The 16,315-nt window shown below is 33.3% G+C and carries 11 protein-coding genes; all 11 read left to right on the forward strand.

Features of this window, described 5'->3' with window-relative positions:
* The first annotated feature begins 5 nt into the window (after positions 1-5).
* Positions 6-902, forward strand: coding sequence for a myo-inosose-2 dehydratase (gene iolE, locus QLQ22_RS05375; protein WP_284016162.1), 897 nt, complete (start codon positions 6-8; stop codon positions 900-902).
* 131 nt (positions 903-1,033) lie between these two features.
* Complete coding sequence (locus QLQ22_RS05380; protein ID WP_070879276.1) at positions 1,034-1,822, forward strand: 5-deoxy-glucuronate isomerase; 789 nt, start codon at positions 1,034-1,036, stop codon at positions 1,820-1,822.
* 144 nt (positions 1,823-1,966) lie between these two features.
* Positions 1,967-3,181 carry an MFS transporter gene (locus QLQ22_RS05385; RefSeq protein WP_284016748.1) on the forward strand — a complete coding sequence of 405 codons (1,215 nt, stop codon included), beginning with the start codon at positions 1,967-1,969 and terminating at the stop codon, positions 3,179-3,181.
* A 486-nt stretch (positions 3,182-3,667) separates the two neighbouring features.
* Positions 3,668-4,216: a recombinase family protein gene (locus QLQ22_RS05390; protein ID WP_284016749.1), complete on the forward strand. Its 549-nt coding sequence runs from the start codon at positions 3,668-3,670 to the stop codon at positions 4,214-4,216.
* 626 nt (positions 4,217-4,842) lie between these two features.
* On the forward strand, positions 4,843-5,277 hold the full coding sequence (locus QLQ22_RS05395) for a hypothetical protein (protein WP_284016163.1): 435 nt from the start codon (positions 4,843-4,845) through the stop codon (positions 5,275-5,277).
* 1 nt (position 5,278) lies between these two features.
* A complete protein-coding gene (locus QLQ22_RS05400; protein ID WP_284016164.1) occupies positions 5,279-6,100 on the forward strand; it encodes a hypothetical protein in 822 nt (273 codons plus the stop codon).
* A gap of 555 nt (positions 6,101-6,655) precedes the next feature.
* Positions 6,656-8,266, forward strand: a complete 1,611-nt coding sequence (locus QLQ22_RS05405) for an RNA-directed DNA polymerase (protein WP_284016165.1) — start codon at positions 6,656-6,658, stop codon at positions 8,264-8,266.
* Positions 8,267-8,743: 477 nt separating this feature from the next.
* The gene (locus QLQ22_RS05410; RefSeq protein ID WP_284016166.1) at positions 8,744-9,637 is read left to right on the forward strand and encodes a Swt1 family HEPN domain-containing protein; all 894 of its coding nucleotides are present in this window, start codon (positions 8,744-8,746) and stop codon (positions 9,635-9,637) included.
* Positions 9,638-9,965: 328 nt separating this feature from the next.
* On the forward strand, positions 9,966-11,669 hold the full coding sequence (locus QLQ22_RS05415) for a class I SAM-dependent DNA methyltransferase (protein ID WP_284016167.1): 1,704 nt from the start codon (positions 9,966-9,968) through the stop codon (positions 11,667-11,669).
* Positions 11,669-12,868: a restriction endonuclease subunit S gene (locus QLQ22_RS05420; protein ID WP_284016168.1), complete on the forward strand. Its 1,200-nt coding sequence runs from the start codon at positions 11,669-11,671 to the stop codon at positions 12,866-12,868. Before QLQ22_RS05415 ends, QLQ22_RS05420 begins: the two co-directional genes overlap by 1 nt.
* A 46-nt stretch (positions 12,869-12,914) precedes the next feature.
* The gene (locus QLQ22_RS05425; RefSeq protein WP_284016169.1) at positions 12,915-16,109 is read left to right on the forward strand and encodes a type I restriction endonuclease subunit R; all 3,195 of its coding nucleotides are present in this window, start codon (positions 12,915-12,917) and stop codon (positions 16,107-16,109) included.
* Positions 16,110-16,315: the final 206 nt, after the last annotated feature.

Genomic DNA, 16,315 nt, shown 5'->3' on the forward strand with positions numbered 1-16,315 from the left:
CAGCAATGTTTAAAACCAATCAAGTGAAATTAGCTATTGCACCAATCGGCTGGACAAATGATGATATGCCTGAGCTTGGCGGGGAAGTGACATTCGAGCAATGTATTAGTGAAATGGCGCTATCCGGATTTACAGGAAGTGAAGTGGGAAATAAATATCCGCGTGACACAAAGGAACTAAAAAAGGCATTGTCTTTACGCGGTTTAGAAATTGCCAGCGCATGGTTCAGCTCCTTTTTAACATCAAAACCATTTGAAGAAACTGCGGATGCGTTTAAAGAACACCGTGACTTTTTGTTTGAGATGGGTGCAAAAGTGATTGTGGTATCTGAACAAGGCAACAGCATCCAAGGACAAATGGAGACATCGCTGTTTGAGCATAAGCCAGTCTTCACAGAAAACGAATGGACACTGCTATTGGAAGGTTTGCATCATCTTGGAGATCTCGCAGCGGAAAAAGGAATGAAAATTGTCTACCATCATCACATGGGTACTGGTATTCAGACGACAGAAGAAATTGCCCGGTTAATGACTGGAACGGATCCTGAAAAGGTTTCGCTTCTATACGATACAGGGCACCTTGTATTCTCAGGGGAAGACCATCTTGCCGTGTTAAACACCTATATGGATCGCATTCATCATGTTCACTTAAAAGATGTCCGGGCCGATATTGTTAAAAAAGTGCGTGAAGAAAAGCTGAGCTTTTTACAGGCTGTCAAAGCCGGTGTATTTACAGTGCCGGGAGATGGTTTAATCGATTTCAAGCCAGTGTTTGAAGCGTTGAGTGCAGATGAATATAAAGGCTGGTTTGTCGTTGAGGCTGAGCAGGACCCAGCAGTTGCCAATCCTTTTGAATATGCAGTGAAAGCACGCCAGTATATTCGTGAAATAAGCGGGATTTAAAGTTTTGCAAATTGAGGAAGTACGTTTGAAGCAGTCCACGCTTCATTTAACCATGTGATTGAATTGGCGAACGGGGAAGCACCTTTCCGTAATTACTCAGGGCGTACCCTATATCGAAGGAGGAACTGTACATGTATGAAAAATTAGGTGAACTAACAGAAGGGTATACGGAAATGACAAAAGGCGACGGCAAACACAGCGATATGATGCAGGATATCGGTATTTATGCCATGCAGGCTGGTAAATCGGAAACGCTAAGCGACAGTATTCAAGAAACAGCGATACTGCTTCTTGAAGGTGCCGTTCAAATAGAATGGAGCGGGAAGACACAGGAAATGAAGCGTGATAGCGTTTTTGAAGAAGATCCTTGGTGTCTTCATGTTCCTAAAGGTGTAGATGTAACGATTACGGCGCTTTCAGCAAGCGAAGTGCTAGTTCAAAAAACAGACAATGACCGTATATTTGAAGCGAAATTATATACGCCGAAGGATTGTAAGAGCGCGATCGCCGGAGAAGGCGTCTGGAACGGAACGGCAGAACGTGTCATCCGGACTATTTTTGATTATAATAGTGCTCCTTATTCGAATCTTGTTATAGGAGAAGTCATTTCCTATCCAGGCCGATGGTCCAGCTATCCGCCTCACCATCATGCTCAGCCGGAAGTGTACTATTACCGTTTTGATAAACCTCAAGGCTTTGGATGTGCAATGGTCGGACCGGAAGCATACCGCGTTGAGCACAACAGTTTTATTACGATTCCAGGTGACCTTGATCATCCTCAGGCTACTGCACCGGGATATGCTATGTATTTCTGCTGGATGATCCGCCATCTGGAAAACAGTCCATGGACAGAACGAATCATGGAAGAGGAACATAAATGGCTGCTTGAGCCCGATGCAAAAATCTGGCCGGAAAAATAAATACTCCCCGCCTGCATGCATTCGAAAAGCGTGCAGGTTTTTCTGACTTTTGACAGTAAACAGACATATCAGCTTTAGCGCATGGAAGTTTCAAGGGATGGAATAGGGGAAGAAGGAAGGTGTTTTAGGGTGATCAAAGATAAAATGCGGCAGCCTCAGAATTTTCATATCGTTTTTCTCAGTATTGTTTTTTGCTTTTGGTTTTCGATGTATATTTATATCCCAACATTCAGTATTTATTTGGATGTATTAGATATGGGATATTATGCCTCAGGAATAATCATGGGCAGCTATGGGATCATGCAAATAATCATCAGATTCCCATTAGGCATCGCGGCGGATAAATATAAAATCAGCAGCAAATTATTGGTGGCCTTCGGGTTTGCCGTTTCATTCATTAGCGCACTATTGCTGGCCTTGACGAATGACTTTATGCCAATCTTTTTCGGACGGTTTCTTGCGGGTGTTACAGCTGCCATGTGGGTAGTCCTGACCATTTGGTATAGTTCTTCTTTTGAAGAAAGCCGGTCACTAAAAGCAATGGGCATTTTACAATCAATGACTGTTGCCTCTCAATTGATCAGCATGGCAATCAGCAGCTGGATTGCTGATGTTCTGGGTTTTACAAGTTTATTCTGGATCGGTGGAATTTTTGCTTTAATCGGACTCTTCCTTGTCCTATCCCTGTCTAGTGCTGACACGGTGGAGGCAGAAGACAAAACAGGGGAAGGTAAACAGGGTAAATCAATTGTCAAGCATGTGGTGAAAAATCGGAATTTGTGGTCACTAAGTCTTTTATCCCTCTTGTCCCACGCGGTTCTCTTTACAACTATTTTTGGTTTTTCATCCGTCTATTTTAATGAGCTGAATGATCATGCTGCAGCCATACTTCTGCTTGTCATCGCTTTTATGGTACCGCACGTCCTTGCTCCTGTTATGCTTGCATTGAAAAAAAGATCCTTCACTAACCCCTTTTTAATAATGTTCATTTGCTTTGTTATAGGAGCTTTATCCCTATTCCTGATGGGAGGCACAAACAATTGGGCTGTTTACTGTTTTTTGCACACGATATTAGGTTTGTCCCTTGGTTTTATCTTTCCTGTTCTCTTGGACCAAGTCAGCAAAACAAACCATAAAGCGGGATCCAAAACGGCAATGGGATTCTATCAGTCCCTCTATTCAATCGGAATTGTTGCGGGACCGATAGCAGCAGGCTATGTTGCCAGACAAGTGGACCTTAGCGCCGTCTTTATCATGTCGTCCATTTTGCTTTTCATTGGAGGTATGATATCTGCTGCAGAAAGCGCAGCTTACCAGAAATCAAGAAAATATAAAAGGGAGCATCAAGTTTCAACATAACTTTGTTTCCCACATATTTATTTCCTCACCTTGTTAAAATATTGTAAAATTGTAGAAAAAAGGAGGTGGATATGCTAGATTAAAAATAGTTCTATACTCCTATATTATTGAAGAGGTGAAAACATTTGGGAAATGAGCAAGAAGAGTATTTAACTGTATCTCCTTGTCTCACATAACCAATATTCATTATTAGACTCCTTTCGTCTATAAATTAACAATATTTTACACCTTTAATTGTAGAATATCTTTTTTTAATATAAAGTACATAAAAAATAACTTATAAAAATAAGTGTCTAGAAGTTACAACTTTTATACAAATCTTGATTGATTATAAATGTAAATAAAAGAGGAGATTTGAATCGTTCACTATTAAACAAATTTTCCTAATGGATATTTTTTGAAAGAAAACTTTTGCATAACGTTTTTGATAGTGAAAAAGGAAATAAATTAGAAAAAGGAAAATAAAATGAAAGTTCGTAATTTTACATACTGGATAGCAGCAAAGATCAAAATGAAGAACGTCAGCTTCAAGCCATGCTGGAAAATGGTCTCAATGAGCGAGATATCTTTTTGGATAAACAAAGTGGGAAAAATTTTAATCAAGAGCTATATCAGCTGCTAAAGCGGATGATCCGAAAAGGAGATATTCTTTACATTCATTCCCTGGATCGTTTTGGCCGGAACAAAGAAGAGATACTTCAAGAATGGAATGACATTACTAAAAATATTCAAGCAGATATTGTAGTGATGGATATGCCGTTATTCGACACTACCCAATATAAAGATAGCCTTGGTACATTTATCGCTGACTTGGTTTTACAGATACTTTCCTGGATGGCTCAGGAAGAACGAGATCGCATACGAAAACGGCAGCATGAGGGTATAGATGTTGCTATAAAAAACGGAGTAGCTTTTGGAAGACCAAGAGAAAAGGCTACAGAAGAATACAAAGAAGTTTATGAGCGTTGGAAATCAGGAGAGATAACTGCAGTAAAAGAAATGCAAGATTTAGGCATTAAAAAGACAACTTTTTAGAAGTTAGTTAAAGAATATGAAAATGCTATTAAAAAGATCACAATATAATAGTGGAAACTCGTCAGAATAACAGTTTCTAAAAAAAACCAAGGGTGCAAGGGAAGAAAAGTTGCTGCTACCATACCGAACAGTGAAATCATAATTGATACGGATTCCATCTATATCTTCCTTTCTTCTTTTTAGGATAATTATTCCATTTTACATTTAATCAAACCACCCCAAATTAGTGAATTTTGTATCAGTAGTTGAAAAAAATGGTATAGAATATATGTTAATTTTTATCTCTCATAGGGTTGAATTAGTGATCTAATCAATACATTTAAATCAAAAAAATATATTTAGAATGGTTTTCGCTGTGAGGAGGAGGGCCCTAGATGTTTACTCACTAGCACTAAGGGTGTGGTAGGAGTCCTTAGCAATACCTATGAGAATAAAGGGAGGCAATTCATTATGAAGCTATCATTACATCAAGCATTAATCGAATTGAAAATGTTAAACAAACGTATTCTCGGAGCTATCAATGAAAAGAAATACGTAACATACCAAATTGGAGATTTGATGTTGATTTAGAACAGTAAAAAAATAGCAAATTATGATATAATTAGACTATTGATGGAGGTGCTAAGTTGAATTTCCAAATACCTATACCAACAGACAGCGAAGGATTCTATTCTTTAAGATGTCCACATTGCAAAGGAAGATTTAAAGCCCAGGCTGGAGACATAGACGCAGAAGAGACAATTGATTTATTTTGCCCATCATGTGGCTTAATGGCTGAAAGCTCAAATTTTACTCCGCCTGAAATTATTGAGCATGCTACTATAATTGTTAAGAATTATGCTCAGGAACAAATGTTTAAAGCATTTAAACAATCAAGTAAGAAATTAAAAGGTTCAGGTATAAAAATAAAGGTAACTAAACCAAAAGAAGAGCTCCCTAAGATTCTTACTGAAGATGAAAATCTTGAGGAAATTACTCTAATTTGCTGCGACAAAACAATTAAACTTGACCTTGATCAGATAGCTTCGGTTGTTTATTGTCCTTACTGCGGGGTGAATTGATTTGTCTCAAAGCATAACCCTAAAAGAAAATGAGTTTAAAAAATTTTCTAAGCAATTCAGAATGATGGCAAGTAGGTTTTTATACACCTCTTATGATGATGCAAATGATAACTTAGATAGGTTTTTACAGTTTATCAATAGTTCTCCTATCATTTCTTCCTTTATTGAAGAACATAACAAAACCGAATACGATATGCATTCACTCATAGAAGGAAGTCAATTTAATACGAGATACAAATTACCTCTCGATCCATCAGAGGAAATTGCTTATGTGTATCAAATGCTCTCGTATGTTTCTACCAATAATATTGACTTTTTCAGGGTTATTATGGGTTATTCAGGTAGAAGATTCCAAGAAATGACTGATAGTTTTAACAACCAAGTTGTAAAAGTACTTATAGATCATATTTTAACTTATTTAGGGGAGTTGGCAGTCGATATGGGCTATGATAAAAAGTCTGGTGGTACTCATTTTAACTTTGGTGGAGATTTTAGAGGTCAACTCAACCACGCAGAAGGGCAATCTACTATTTCTGCAAATCAAACTTATATTGAAACACAAATTGCTGAGTTAAAGGGAGTTAGCCACAAATATATCAAGGCGTTAGCGGACGACCAAAGCATACCATCTGAACAGAAAGAAGAAGTTGCAGAATTTTTAGAAGCAGCAGTCGTTGAAGCTGAATCAGACAAACCTAAAAAAGCAATTGTTAAAACAGCAACTGAAAAATTACAAGATGTTCAAACTGTAGCAACAACAGGTTCTGCTGTTTATACACTCGGAGAACAGCTTCTCACCTTAGTACAAGGAATAATATCATAAAAATAATCGTCTCTAATGAGACGGTTTTTTATTTTACAAGGACTTTAGCAGTTCTTTTTTATTTGGAGGAAAACCATGACAACTATGATTACTAAAGATTCAGATGTACGTTTCACGATTGAAAACGAGACGGGCTTTTTAAACCATAGTAGAAACTCGTTAATAAACTGTAGATTATCATATTTCTAAGAAAACTTCTCTTAGAATTAGACAGTACTATTCAACTAAAAAAACATAGTAATTTATTGTAAATTTTGATATATTTATACAGTGAATTGCGATTACATTAGAAAATTTTCCTAAAAAATATAAAAGCTAGAAAATATATTTTAGGCAACGGGATATGTTATTTGTTAATTTCCTCCGAATTATGTTCTTATATGGGAGCTATTTTGAGTCATTTGTGATATTTTATCTAAAAGGCTACTCCTATAAACTTACATCAAATATTGGAGATCAAGGTTTAGATATTATCCTATACATACACAAAAGGAGTTCGCAATTGCGGCTCTTTTTTATGAATTTAAGTATATAAGTGAAAAAGGGATGAACATAATGGCCAATGAAGATTTAATAAATTTTATAGATAAAGATCATTTGAAAACATTGTTTCCTTTAAGGTCGACTCAATTTATAGCAAAGTATGGATATAAAGAAATACTTACATATATAAACGAATTCATTTTTAAAGAAAATAATGAAAAAAACCATCAAGAAGAATTTTTCTTTTTATCACAACCTTTAGTTTATGCTGCTAAAAACAGTCATCATTTAAGACAGTGTTTCTTTTTAGATCCCATTGCAGTAATTTATTTATATGATTTTGTGTTTAGAAATTCTAAATATTTTCAAATGCAAAGTATTAATTATCGTCAACGATTTGGCTACAGCTTTACAGGTAATAAATCAAATTCATCTACAAATGAATATAAAGCATTTAGAGATAGAATATCTGAACTTAAAATAAGATATTCCTATTTAGGAATGATAGATATATCAAATTGTTTCAATAATATATATCATCACGATTTAAAAAGTTATCTCTGTAGAAAAATAAGTAATAAAGAAGGCAGCAGGTTTGGGAAATACTTACGTGAAATAAATGAGGGAAGGTCTACAAGTTGTATGCCTCAGGGGTACTTTCCTATAAAAGTAATAGGAAATCACTTTCTAAGTTTTATAGAACAATCAAGAGAAATTAAAAGTGAACATATTGTAAGATTCATGGACGATATTTATCTCTTTTCTCATAGTATGGATACCATAAAAGAAGATATATTTGTGATTCAAAGATTAATTGGAGAAAAAGGTCTTTCTCTCAATGAAGAAAAAACATTTGTAGGTAATTCTAAAGATAAAGACAACAATATAGGCGATATAAAAAAATCTTTGCTGGAAAAAAGACGAACTTACATTACTTCATACCTTGATGATTATGAAGAAGATGAAGTTGATTTAATTTTGACTGAAGAAGAGACACTTTTCTTGAAGGAACTTCTTCATAATGAGAAATCTTTATTAGATGAAGATATAGAATTGATACTATCTTTGTTAATTAATGATTTAGAAGAAACATTAGATTTAGTAGAATTAGTATTAGAAAATTCCCCCCATCTAACAAAAGCACTTTATCACCATCTAAGAAAAAACGACAATATACCCAGCAATATTATTGACATATTCGATAAATTTCTGGAAAATGTCAGGATCCAAGAGTTTCAATTATTTTGGATAACAAAAATAATGATTGATTATTTTGAAATAAACGAAGACACAATTGACTTATTATTCAAAATATACTTCCATTCTTCTGCATCTAACATTATTAAATGTCTTATACTTGAATTAAATGAAAACAACTATGGATTGCTTGAAATTAAACAAAAGGTAGCTAGGGGCGCTGCTCCAGAATTAGTGATTAGTGCATTAATTGGATTGTTAAATCACGAAAAATCCAATAGAAATCATATATATAATTATGTGGGGAAATCAAGCAAATTTATGAAGATTATAACTGAAGTATTAAAAAAGATTGATATAAAAGAAGATACTGATTTATATCTTAATAAGAAAAAAGAAGTAGTGTTAATTAAGAAAGCTGTTAAGAAAAATCAATCATTAGAATTTTTATTTGGTGATTCTGATGATGATGACCTTCCATTTTAATTTATGTTTTTTGTAGAGTATTACCAATCTATTATTATATTTATACTACAGTTTACATAATGAACCTTATTTCCGGTAAAGAGCAGTTAGCGCTGCTCTTTTTGATGTATTGGCGCAGGTATCAATTTTTATGTATTTCAAAGTGTCCTGTTTTTTAAATGGAAAGGAAGGGATACAAACAGCGCACTTGAAATACAATTTATTCAACAATCAGGCCAGATTCTAGAATTAGATATTGTATAAATTTAGGTAATTTGAAATAATTGTTATAGAGATAATAGGTAAATATATCTTTTTTGACAATACTTTTTGTTATCAACACCTTATTTTAAGACTATTGCAAATAGATAGTTTAGTTTTAGAGGTTGGCCTGAAATTGGAGCGATCAGCACGGTTAATCTTTATTGTAGCCCTAAAAATGAATGAGAAATTTTAACGGTTTGATAAAAAACGATTGAATGGGAGAACACATTTAAAATGAGTGATTTTACTTATACGTTACCTTTTGCTAATGAGAAGTATCTTTCAGGAATACTTAGAGAGCTTAAAAGAAAGGGTGAAATAGAGTTATATAACTTTTTAAATAAATCTAGTCTTTCAATAGATAATTTGGGTACTTCCTTTTATGTTGATCGTTCAGGTAGGTGGAATGCACAGGGTATTAATATTAAATTCTATGTAAATCCTGCGAATATCGACTCTCTCAATATAGATACTAACAAACATAAATTATTTATAATATGCAATAATTTAATACCTGGAGAAGTAGGTTTTGATCTTAAAGAAATTGTTTTTGCTCCTGATCTGAGCATTGATTTCGAAGATGAGGAGGATATTCTCACAGATTTGGAAAATAAAGTAGGTCAAACGTCTAATTCTATTCTTAAAAGAATACTTCCAGAAGATATTAGAGAAAAGGGTAAATACATGGCAGAAGTATATACATACCTATATTCAGTGGAAAACTCACTAAGAGTTTTTATTGAAATAGTTTCGAAAGAGAAGTATGGTGAAGATTACTTTAGCAAACTAAAAATAACAAAATCTTTAGAAAATACCATATCAGGCAGAAAAGAAAAAGCTAAAAATAAGAAATGGTTAAGTGTAAGAGGTAATAATGATTTATTTTATTTAGATTTTAAGGATATTGGAACTTTAATTAACAATAATTGGGATATATTTGAAGGGTATTTCGACACCCAAGATTTTATATTACCTAAGATTAACGAGATGGCTGAGTGTAGAAATCTGATTGCTCATAATAGTTATATAGGCAAAACTGAAAGAGATTTACTTAAATCTTATTACAATTCAATTTTAAAGCAGATAGAAGATAAATTTGATGACAGCATTAATGATGTTTGGTTTTAGTGCTGTATTTGATGCAATAAGGAGAATTAACAACAATAGAATTCAAATTGATAGCAAATTATACAGCAGGAGAATTCATTATACTTATCCAAGAATTAGTGAAAATGCATGAATTGAATTGAAAACAAAATTAGTTGAGAGAGAGGTACTGGTTGTAAAGGATCTATTTGGTATATGTTAAGTTCTTTTCAATATACAATATTACCTATTTTTACAAAAAATAATATCACAGTTTATTTATAATAAGGCGTATAATTGTATATTGATATACTTACATTGTTTTCCTGCATCTTGTTTATATTCGTACCTTAAGACAAGGAGTTTAATCATGACTAATGAAGAATTAAAGAAATTAAAAGCTAGGTTATGGCAGACAGCCGACCAATTACGTGCTGGAGCGGGATTAAAATCAACTCAGTATGCTTCTCCGATACTAGGGCTTATTTTCCTGCGCTTTGCAAATAGTAAATATTCAAAATATGAACTCGAGATTCTTGAAGAATATAATAAGTCAAAGGGCACAAGGGCAGAAAGGGAAATCCATGAAATAGCAACTATTAAATGTGGATTTTACCTTCCTGAAAATGCTCGATATGATAAATTACTTAACCTTCCAGAGGAAGAAAATTTAGCGTTTAAGATAAAAGAAGCTATGATTGAAATAGAGAAATTTTCTCCAGAACTTGAAGGTGTTTTGCCTAAGGATGAATACTATGCAATAAACTCCTCCGAAGATAAATCTTTGCTTAAAAAGTTGCTTAAAAATTTTAAAGATATTCCTGATAATATAAGCATTGATATATTTGGTGAAATATATGAATATTTCCTTGGAGAATTTGCTTTAGCTGAGGGCCAAGGTGGTGGAGAGTTTTTTACACCATCTTCAGTCGTTCGATATATGGTTGAGGTTTTAGCACCAACTGAAGGGAAAATATTAGACCCTGCATGTGGTAGTGGGGGAATGTTTGTACAAACAGCACATTATATAGCAAGGCATAAAGAAAAACATGGAGAAAGCAATGAGATAAATCTACGGGCCTATGGAGTAGAGAAAACAAGCGAAACAGTAAAGTTAGCGAAAATGAATTTAGCCCTTAATAATATTAGAGGAGAAATCATTGAGGCAAATTCTTATTACAGTGATCCTCACAATAGCTATGAATCATTTGATTATGTAATGGCTAATCCACCTTTTAATGTTGACGAGGTTGAGCTTGACTTGGTTAAAAACCAGAGACGTTTTAATGAATACGGTGTTCCACAAAATAAAACAAAGTCATCTAAAAAGGATAGTGATAAGACTGAAAAAGTACCAAATGCAAATTATCTTTGGATAAATCAATTTGCAACTGCATTAAGGCCAAATGGCAGAGCATCTCTTGTTATGCCCAATTCTGCATCTGATGCGGGAAAGAGCGAAAAGGATATAAGGATTAAACTTATAGAAAGTGGGATTATCAGTCAAATGGTGACTTTACCATCTAAAATGTTTAATACTGTTACTTTACCAGCAACTCTTTGGTTTTTTAATAAAACAAAACCTAAGCCAGACGAGATACTTTTTATAGATGCAAGAAATATTTTTACATTTGTAGATAAATCACATCGTAAATTTACAGAAGAACAAATAAAAAATCTTGCTATTATTTCAAGACTGTATGAGGGGAAAAAGGAAGAGTTTTTTGCTCTTATAGATGAATACAAGTTAAATATGAAAAATGCCTTGAACAAAAATTATTGGCAAGAAAATATTGACTGGCTATTAGAGAGGTTCCCGAATGGTGAATATCAAGACATAATAGGACTCTGTAAAGCTGCTACCATTGAAGGCGAAGAGGGAATTAAAGAGCAGGATTACTCTCTTAATCCTGGAAGATATGTTGGTGTTGTCATTGAGGAAGATGGAATGACAAAACAAGATTTTAATAAAGTAATCCATGAACTAAACGAGGAACTAACGACACTAAATAAAACTGCTCAACAGCTAGAAAGGAAGATAATTGGAAATTTGTTGTCTTTGGTGAGTGAGTAATGTGGGAAAACGTACCTATCGGTTCGTTAGGAAAAGTAATTACTGGGAAAACACCTCCTACGGATCAAGCAGAATACTGGGGTGGTGATGAGTTATTTGTTTCTCCAAAAGATATGGAACGAGATAGCAGATATATATATAAAACTCAATCTTTAGTTACTTTAAAGGCTATAGAAAAATTTAAAAATCAAACGCTACCTCGGAATGCAGTGATGTACACAGCACTTAGTTATGGATTTGGAAAAATTGGTATTGCATCAAAGAAGTTAATAACAAATCAACAAATTAACTCGATAATTGTAAATGAGGAAAATGATTATCGATTTGTTTACTATTTGTTAAGGGTAAGCACTCCATATATTTTTGCATATAACTCCGGTATTGATACTCCGATTGTTCCAAAATCAGTATTTGAAAAAATAAAAGTTCTTGTTCCAAAACTTTCTACCCAAAAAAAGATAGCAGATATATTATCTGCTTATGATGACTTTATAGAGAACAACAACAAAAGGATTGAACTTTTAGAAAAAGCTGCAAATGAAATATTTAAAGAATGGTTTGTGCGTATGCGTTTTCCAGGTTACAAATCATTAAGATTTGAAAACGGTATACCACAGGGATGGGAGATAAAAAGGATTAGTGATTTTGGTAGAGTTGAGACAGGTAAAACACCTCCTACATTTAATATAGATAATTATGGGGGAAATATAATGTTTATAAAAACCCCCGATATGCATGGAAAACTTTATGTTATTGAAACTGGAGAATATTTAACCGAAATCGGACATAGCACTCAACACAAAAAATTATTACCGGCAAATTCTATTAGTGTTAGTTGTATCGGAACGGGTGGTATTGTATCCATAAATGCAGAACCTGCACATACTAACCAACAAATAAATTCAATTATTTTAGACGATATAAAATATTTAGAATGGATGTTTTTTACAGCGAGATCATTAAAGCAAACAATTGAAATGTTTGGTTCAACAGGTACAACAATGACCAATTTAAGTAAAGGGAAATTTGAGAAGTTGAAGGTTATTTGTCCAACTGAAGAATTGGTGTATCAGTTTAATGAAATTGCTTCTCCAATTTTGGAAGAAGTTAAGTGCTTACTATTGCAAAATAGCACCCTAGTTAAGCAACGTGATTTATTACTACCACGCCTTATTAGTGGTAAAATCGAGTTAGATTAGTCTTAGTAGATATGAAGCTTTCATTTATTTAAAGGGGGTTGATTTCATGGCAAAGATTATTACTGAAGATATGTTAGAAAAGGCGATGCTAGATGTATTAACATCACCAAAGCTTTCTTACTCACATATGAATTGTTTTACAATAGACCCTGATGATTTAAATGATGGTACTAATCGGGAAAATAAAAAACAAGTTATTCTATATAAAATTCTTTTGCAACAATTAAAGAAAATCAACCCCCACATTCCTATAGATATATTAAAAAACCTTGCAAATGATCAAGTTACTTCAAGATTAAGTATTGATTTAATGAAAGTTAACTATTACAACTATAATAAAATTAGAAATGAAATAAAAGTTGAATATCAAAAGAATGGCAAAAAGGAAATAGGGTATGTGAAGCTTATTGATTTTAATTGCATATATAATAATGACTTTACGGTCTGTTCTCAAATGTGGATCAAGGGTGAAACTTATTACAGGCGACCAGATTTGATTATATTCATAAATGGACTACCTATTGTATTTATAGAACTCAAAAACTCGGACATAAAGGTAAAAAATGCTTACGATAAAAACTTGAAGGATTACTTAAGAGATATTCCGCAGCTTTTTTATTTTAATCAAATTTGTGTACTTTCAAACGCTCGTGAAACAAGGCTTGGTAGCTTTAATGCTGAATATGAGTATTTTTTTGAATGGCTTAAGTTTGAAGAGAAGGAAACACCTGATAGGAAAAAAATTAAATCTGATGGAGTTAGTCTATTATATCTTGCTGAAGGATTACTTTTAAAAGAGAATTTATTAGATTACATTGAAAACTTTATTTTGTTCGATCGAAAACAATCAAAATTAATAGCAAAAAACCACCAATATTTAGGGGTTAACAATGCTGTTAAAGCATTTGAGAACAGAGAAAATTTAAATGGTAAGCTAGGAGTTTTTTGGCACACTCAAGGTAGTGGTAAAAGCTATTCTATGGTGATGTTTACTAGGAAGATAAATCGGAAATTTAAAGGCAATTTTACCTTTCTAATCATTACTGATAGAGATGATCTGGATGGTCAAATTTATAAGAATTACTTGCGAACTGGTGTTATTTCTAAAGATGAAAAGGTTCGCCCCAAAAACAGTTCTCAACTGAGGGAATATTTACAAATGAATAAAACATATATATTCTCTCTAATTCATAAATTTCGATATGATAAAGGAAAAAAATACCCAGTTCTCTCAGAACGTGATGATATTATAGTTATAGTCGATGAGGCACATAGAACACAGTATAAAGAACTTGCAGAGAATATGAGAGCCGGACTTATAAATGCACAATACATTGCCTTCACTGGAACACCTCTATTAGGTAATAAGCGCCTTACTAATGCTTGGTTTGGAGATTATATAAGTGAATATAACTTTGGACAATCTATTGAAGATGGAGCAACAGTTCCTCTTTTTTATTCAAAGCGAGTACCAACAGTTGATTTAATTAACATTGATTTAGATAATGACTTCGCCGATATTATTGAGAGTGAGGATTTATCTGAAGAAGAGCAAAAACGTCTTGAAAAGCATTACAGCCATGAATTGGAAGTGCTAAAGCGAGATGATCGTCTTGAAGCTGTTGCTAAGGATATCGTCTACCATTTCCCACGTCGAGGTTATCTCGGGAAAGGTATGGTAGTCTCTGTTGATAAATTTACTGCAGTTAAAATATATGATAAGGTGCAGTATCACTGGAACGAAGAGATAAAGCGTTTAAATAAAGAGATTAAAAAGGAATCTGATGAAATAAAGAAGGCAACGCTTAAAAATATTGTTGATTATATGCGATCAGTTAAAATGGCAGTTGTAATAAGTCAGGAAGACGGAGAAGAAGAGAAATTTGCTAAACAGGGTCTAAATATAAAAATCCATCGAGATAGAATGAACTCTGTAGATGAAAACGGGTTTGATATTGAGGACCATTTTAAAAACCCTCAACATAAGCTTTCACTGGTTTTCGTATGTTCAATGTGGTTAACAGGTTTTGATGTCCCTAGTGTATCTACAATTTATTTAGATAAACCCATGAGGGGTCATACGCTCATGCAGGCTATTGCAAGAGCAAACAGAGTTGCCCCAGGAAAAACGAGTGGTATTGTTGTTGATTATCTTAATATTTTTAAATATATGAAAAAGGCACTTGGAGAATATGCTGATTCCAAAGATGACATTGAAATGCCTGTAAAGGACATGAATAATTTAATTGAATTAATAAATCAAACTTTAAATGAAACAGAGGAGTTTTGTAGTTATATTGGGATTGATTTAAAAGCCATAATAGATGCTGATAATACATTTGAAATGTTAGAACTCTTCATGGATTATGCTAATGTTATTCTTGGCAACGATGATAATAAAAATCAGTTTAGAGTTTACTCGAATTTGGCAGAGAATTTATATGAAGCTAGTAAACCAGAGATTTTTTCTACTCAATGGGATAATCCATTACTGAAGGTAATTTTGTATTTACGGGGTATTATTGACGGCACTGTTAGCGATGAGAGGATTGAAAATGCAAAAACAAAAATTAGTGTATTGCTTGATCAGAGTATCGAAGCGGCTAGAGTAGAGGGGGCAAGTGGGGAATATGGAATTGTAAAGTCAAAAGTAATTGACCTTTCAAAGCTTGATATTGATAAAATAAGAGAACAATTTAAGGTAACTCCATATAAAAATATAGAAATTAGTGATTTGAGAGTGTTTATTGAGGAGAAACTTAATGCAATGCTGAACAAAAATGTAACTCGCTCTAAGTTTTCGGAATTGTTTAAAGGAATTATAGACCGATATAATGCTGGGGGTTCTGAAAATGAGGAATTCTACGAGGAGTTACTAAAATTTATTGAAAAAATGCATGAAGAAGATGAACGACATATTAGAGAAAATCTTAAAGAGGAAGAATTAGAGTTGTTTGATCTCCTAAAGAAAGATAAACTAACCAAAAAAGAAGAACAACAAGTTAAGTTATCTGCTAAAGAATTATTTGAAACTTTGGTAGAAAAGAAAAATGGGTTACTAATTGTTGATTGGTATAAAGATGAACAACCAAAACTAAGAGTACAGTCAGTTGTTCAAGATGTGCTCGATAAAACATTACCTCAAAGTTATGATAGATTAATATTCAAACAAAAACTTGATGTGGTTTTTAACCATATAGTGGATAGAGCTACGACTGGATATAACTATGTTGCAATGTAGCAGTAATGGTTGATGATTAATAATTATTTACAAATTCTAATAATTATCGCAAAACCCAATTGAGTGCTTTTTAAAAAACTTACTGAATAAGTAAAAATCAAGCAGGATGTATACCAAATTGTTAGTGTTCAAGAAAGGTCGGAAAGGATATATCTCATGAGCAAGCCTGAAGAATATCTGTCCGAAAAAATACGAGTGGTAATGTC

This window comes from Metabacillus hrfriensis (assembly GCF_030127205.1).
In the GTDB taxonomy this organism is placed as follows: domain Bacteria; phylum Bacillota; class Bacilli; order Bacillales; family Bacillaceae; genus Bacillus_P; species Bacillus_P dongyingensis.

Coding starts and splice junctions, on each gene's coding strand:
- QLQ22_RS05410 (WP_284016166.1), top strand. CDS start 8,744: ATGAGTGATTTTACTTATACGTTACCTTTTGCTAATGAGAAGTATCTT.
- QLQ22_RS05415 (WP_284016167.1), top strand. CDS start 9,966: ATGACTAATGAAGAATTAAAGAAATTAAAAGCTAGGTTATGGCAGACA.
- QLQ22_RS05385 (WP_284016748.1), top strand. CDS start 1,967: ATGCGGCAGCCTCAGAATTTTCATATCGTTTTTCTCAGTATTGTTTTT.
- QLQ22_RS05405 (WP_284016165.1), top strand. CDS start 6,656: ATGGCCAATGAAGATTTAATAAATTTTATAGATAAAGATCATTTGAAA.
- QLQ22_RS05420 (WP_284016168.1), top strand. CDS start 11,669: ATGTGGGAAAACGTACCTATCGGTTCGTTAGGAAAAGTAATTACTGGG.
- iolE (WP_284016162.1), top strand. CDS start 6: ATGTTTAAAACCAATCAAGTGAAATTAGCTATTGCACCAATCGGCTGG.
- QLQ22_RS05425 (WP_284016169.1), top strand. CDS start 12,915: ATGGCAAAGATTATTACTGAAGATATGTTAGAAAAGGCGATGCTAGAT.
- QLQ22_RS05380 (WP_070879276.1), top strand. CDS start 1,034: ATGTATGAAAAATTAGGTGAACTAACAGAAGGGTATACGGAAATGACA.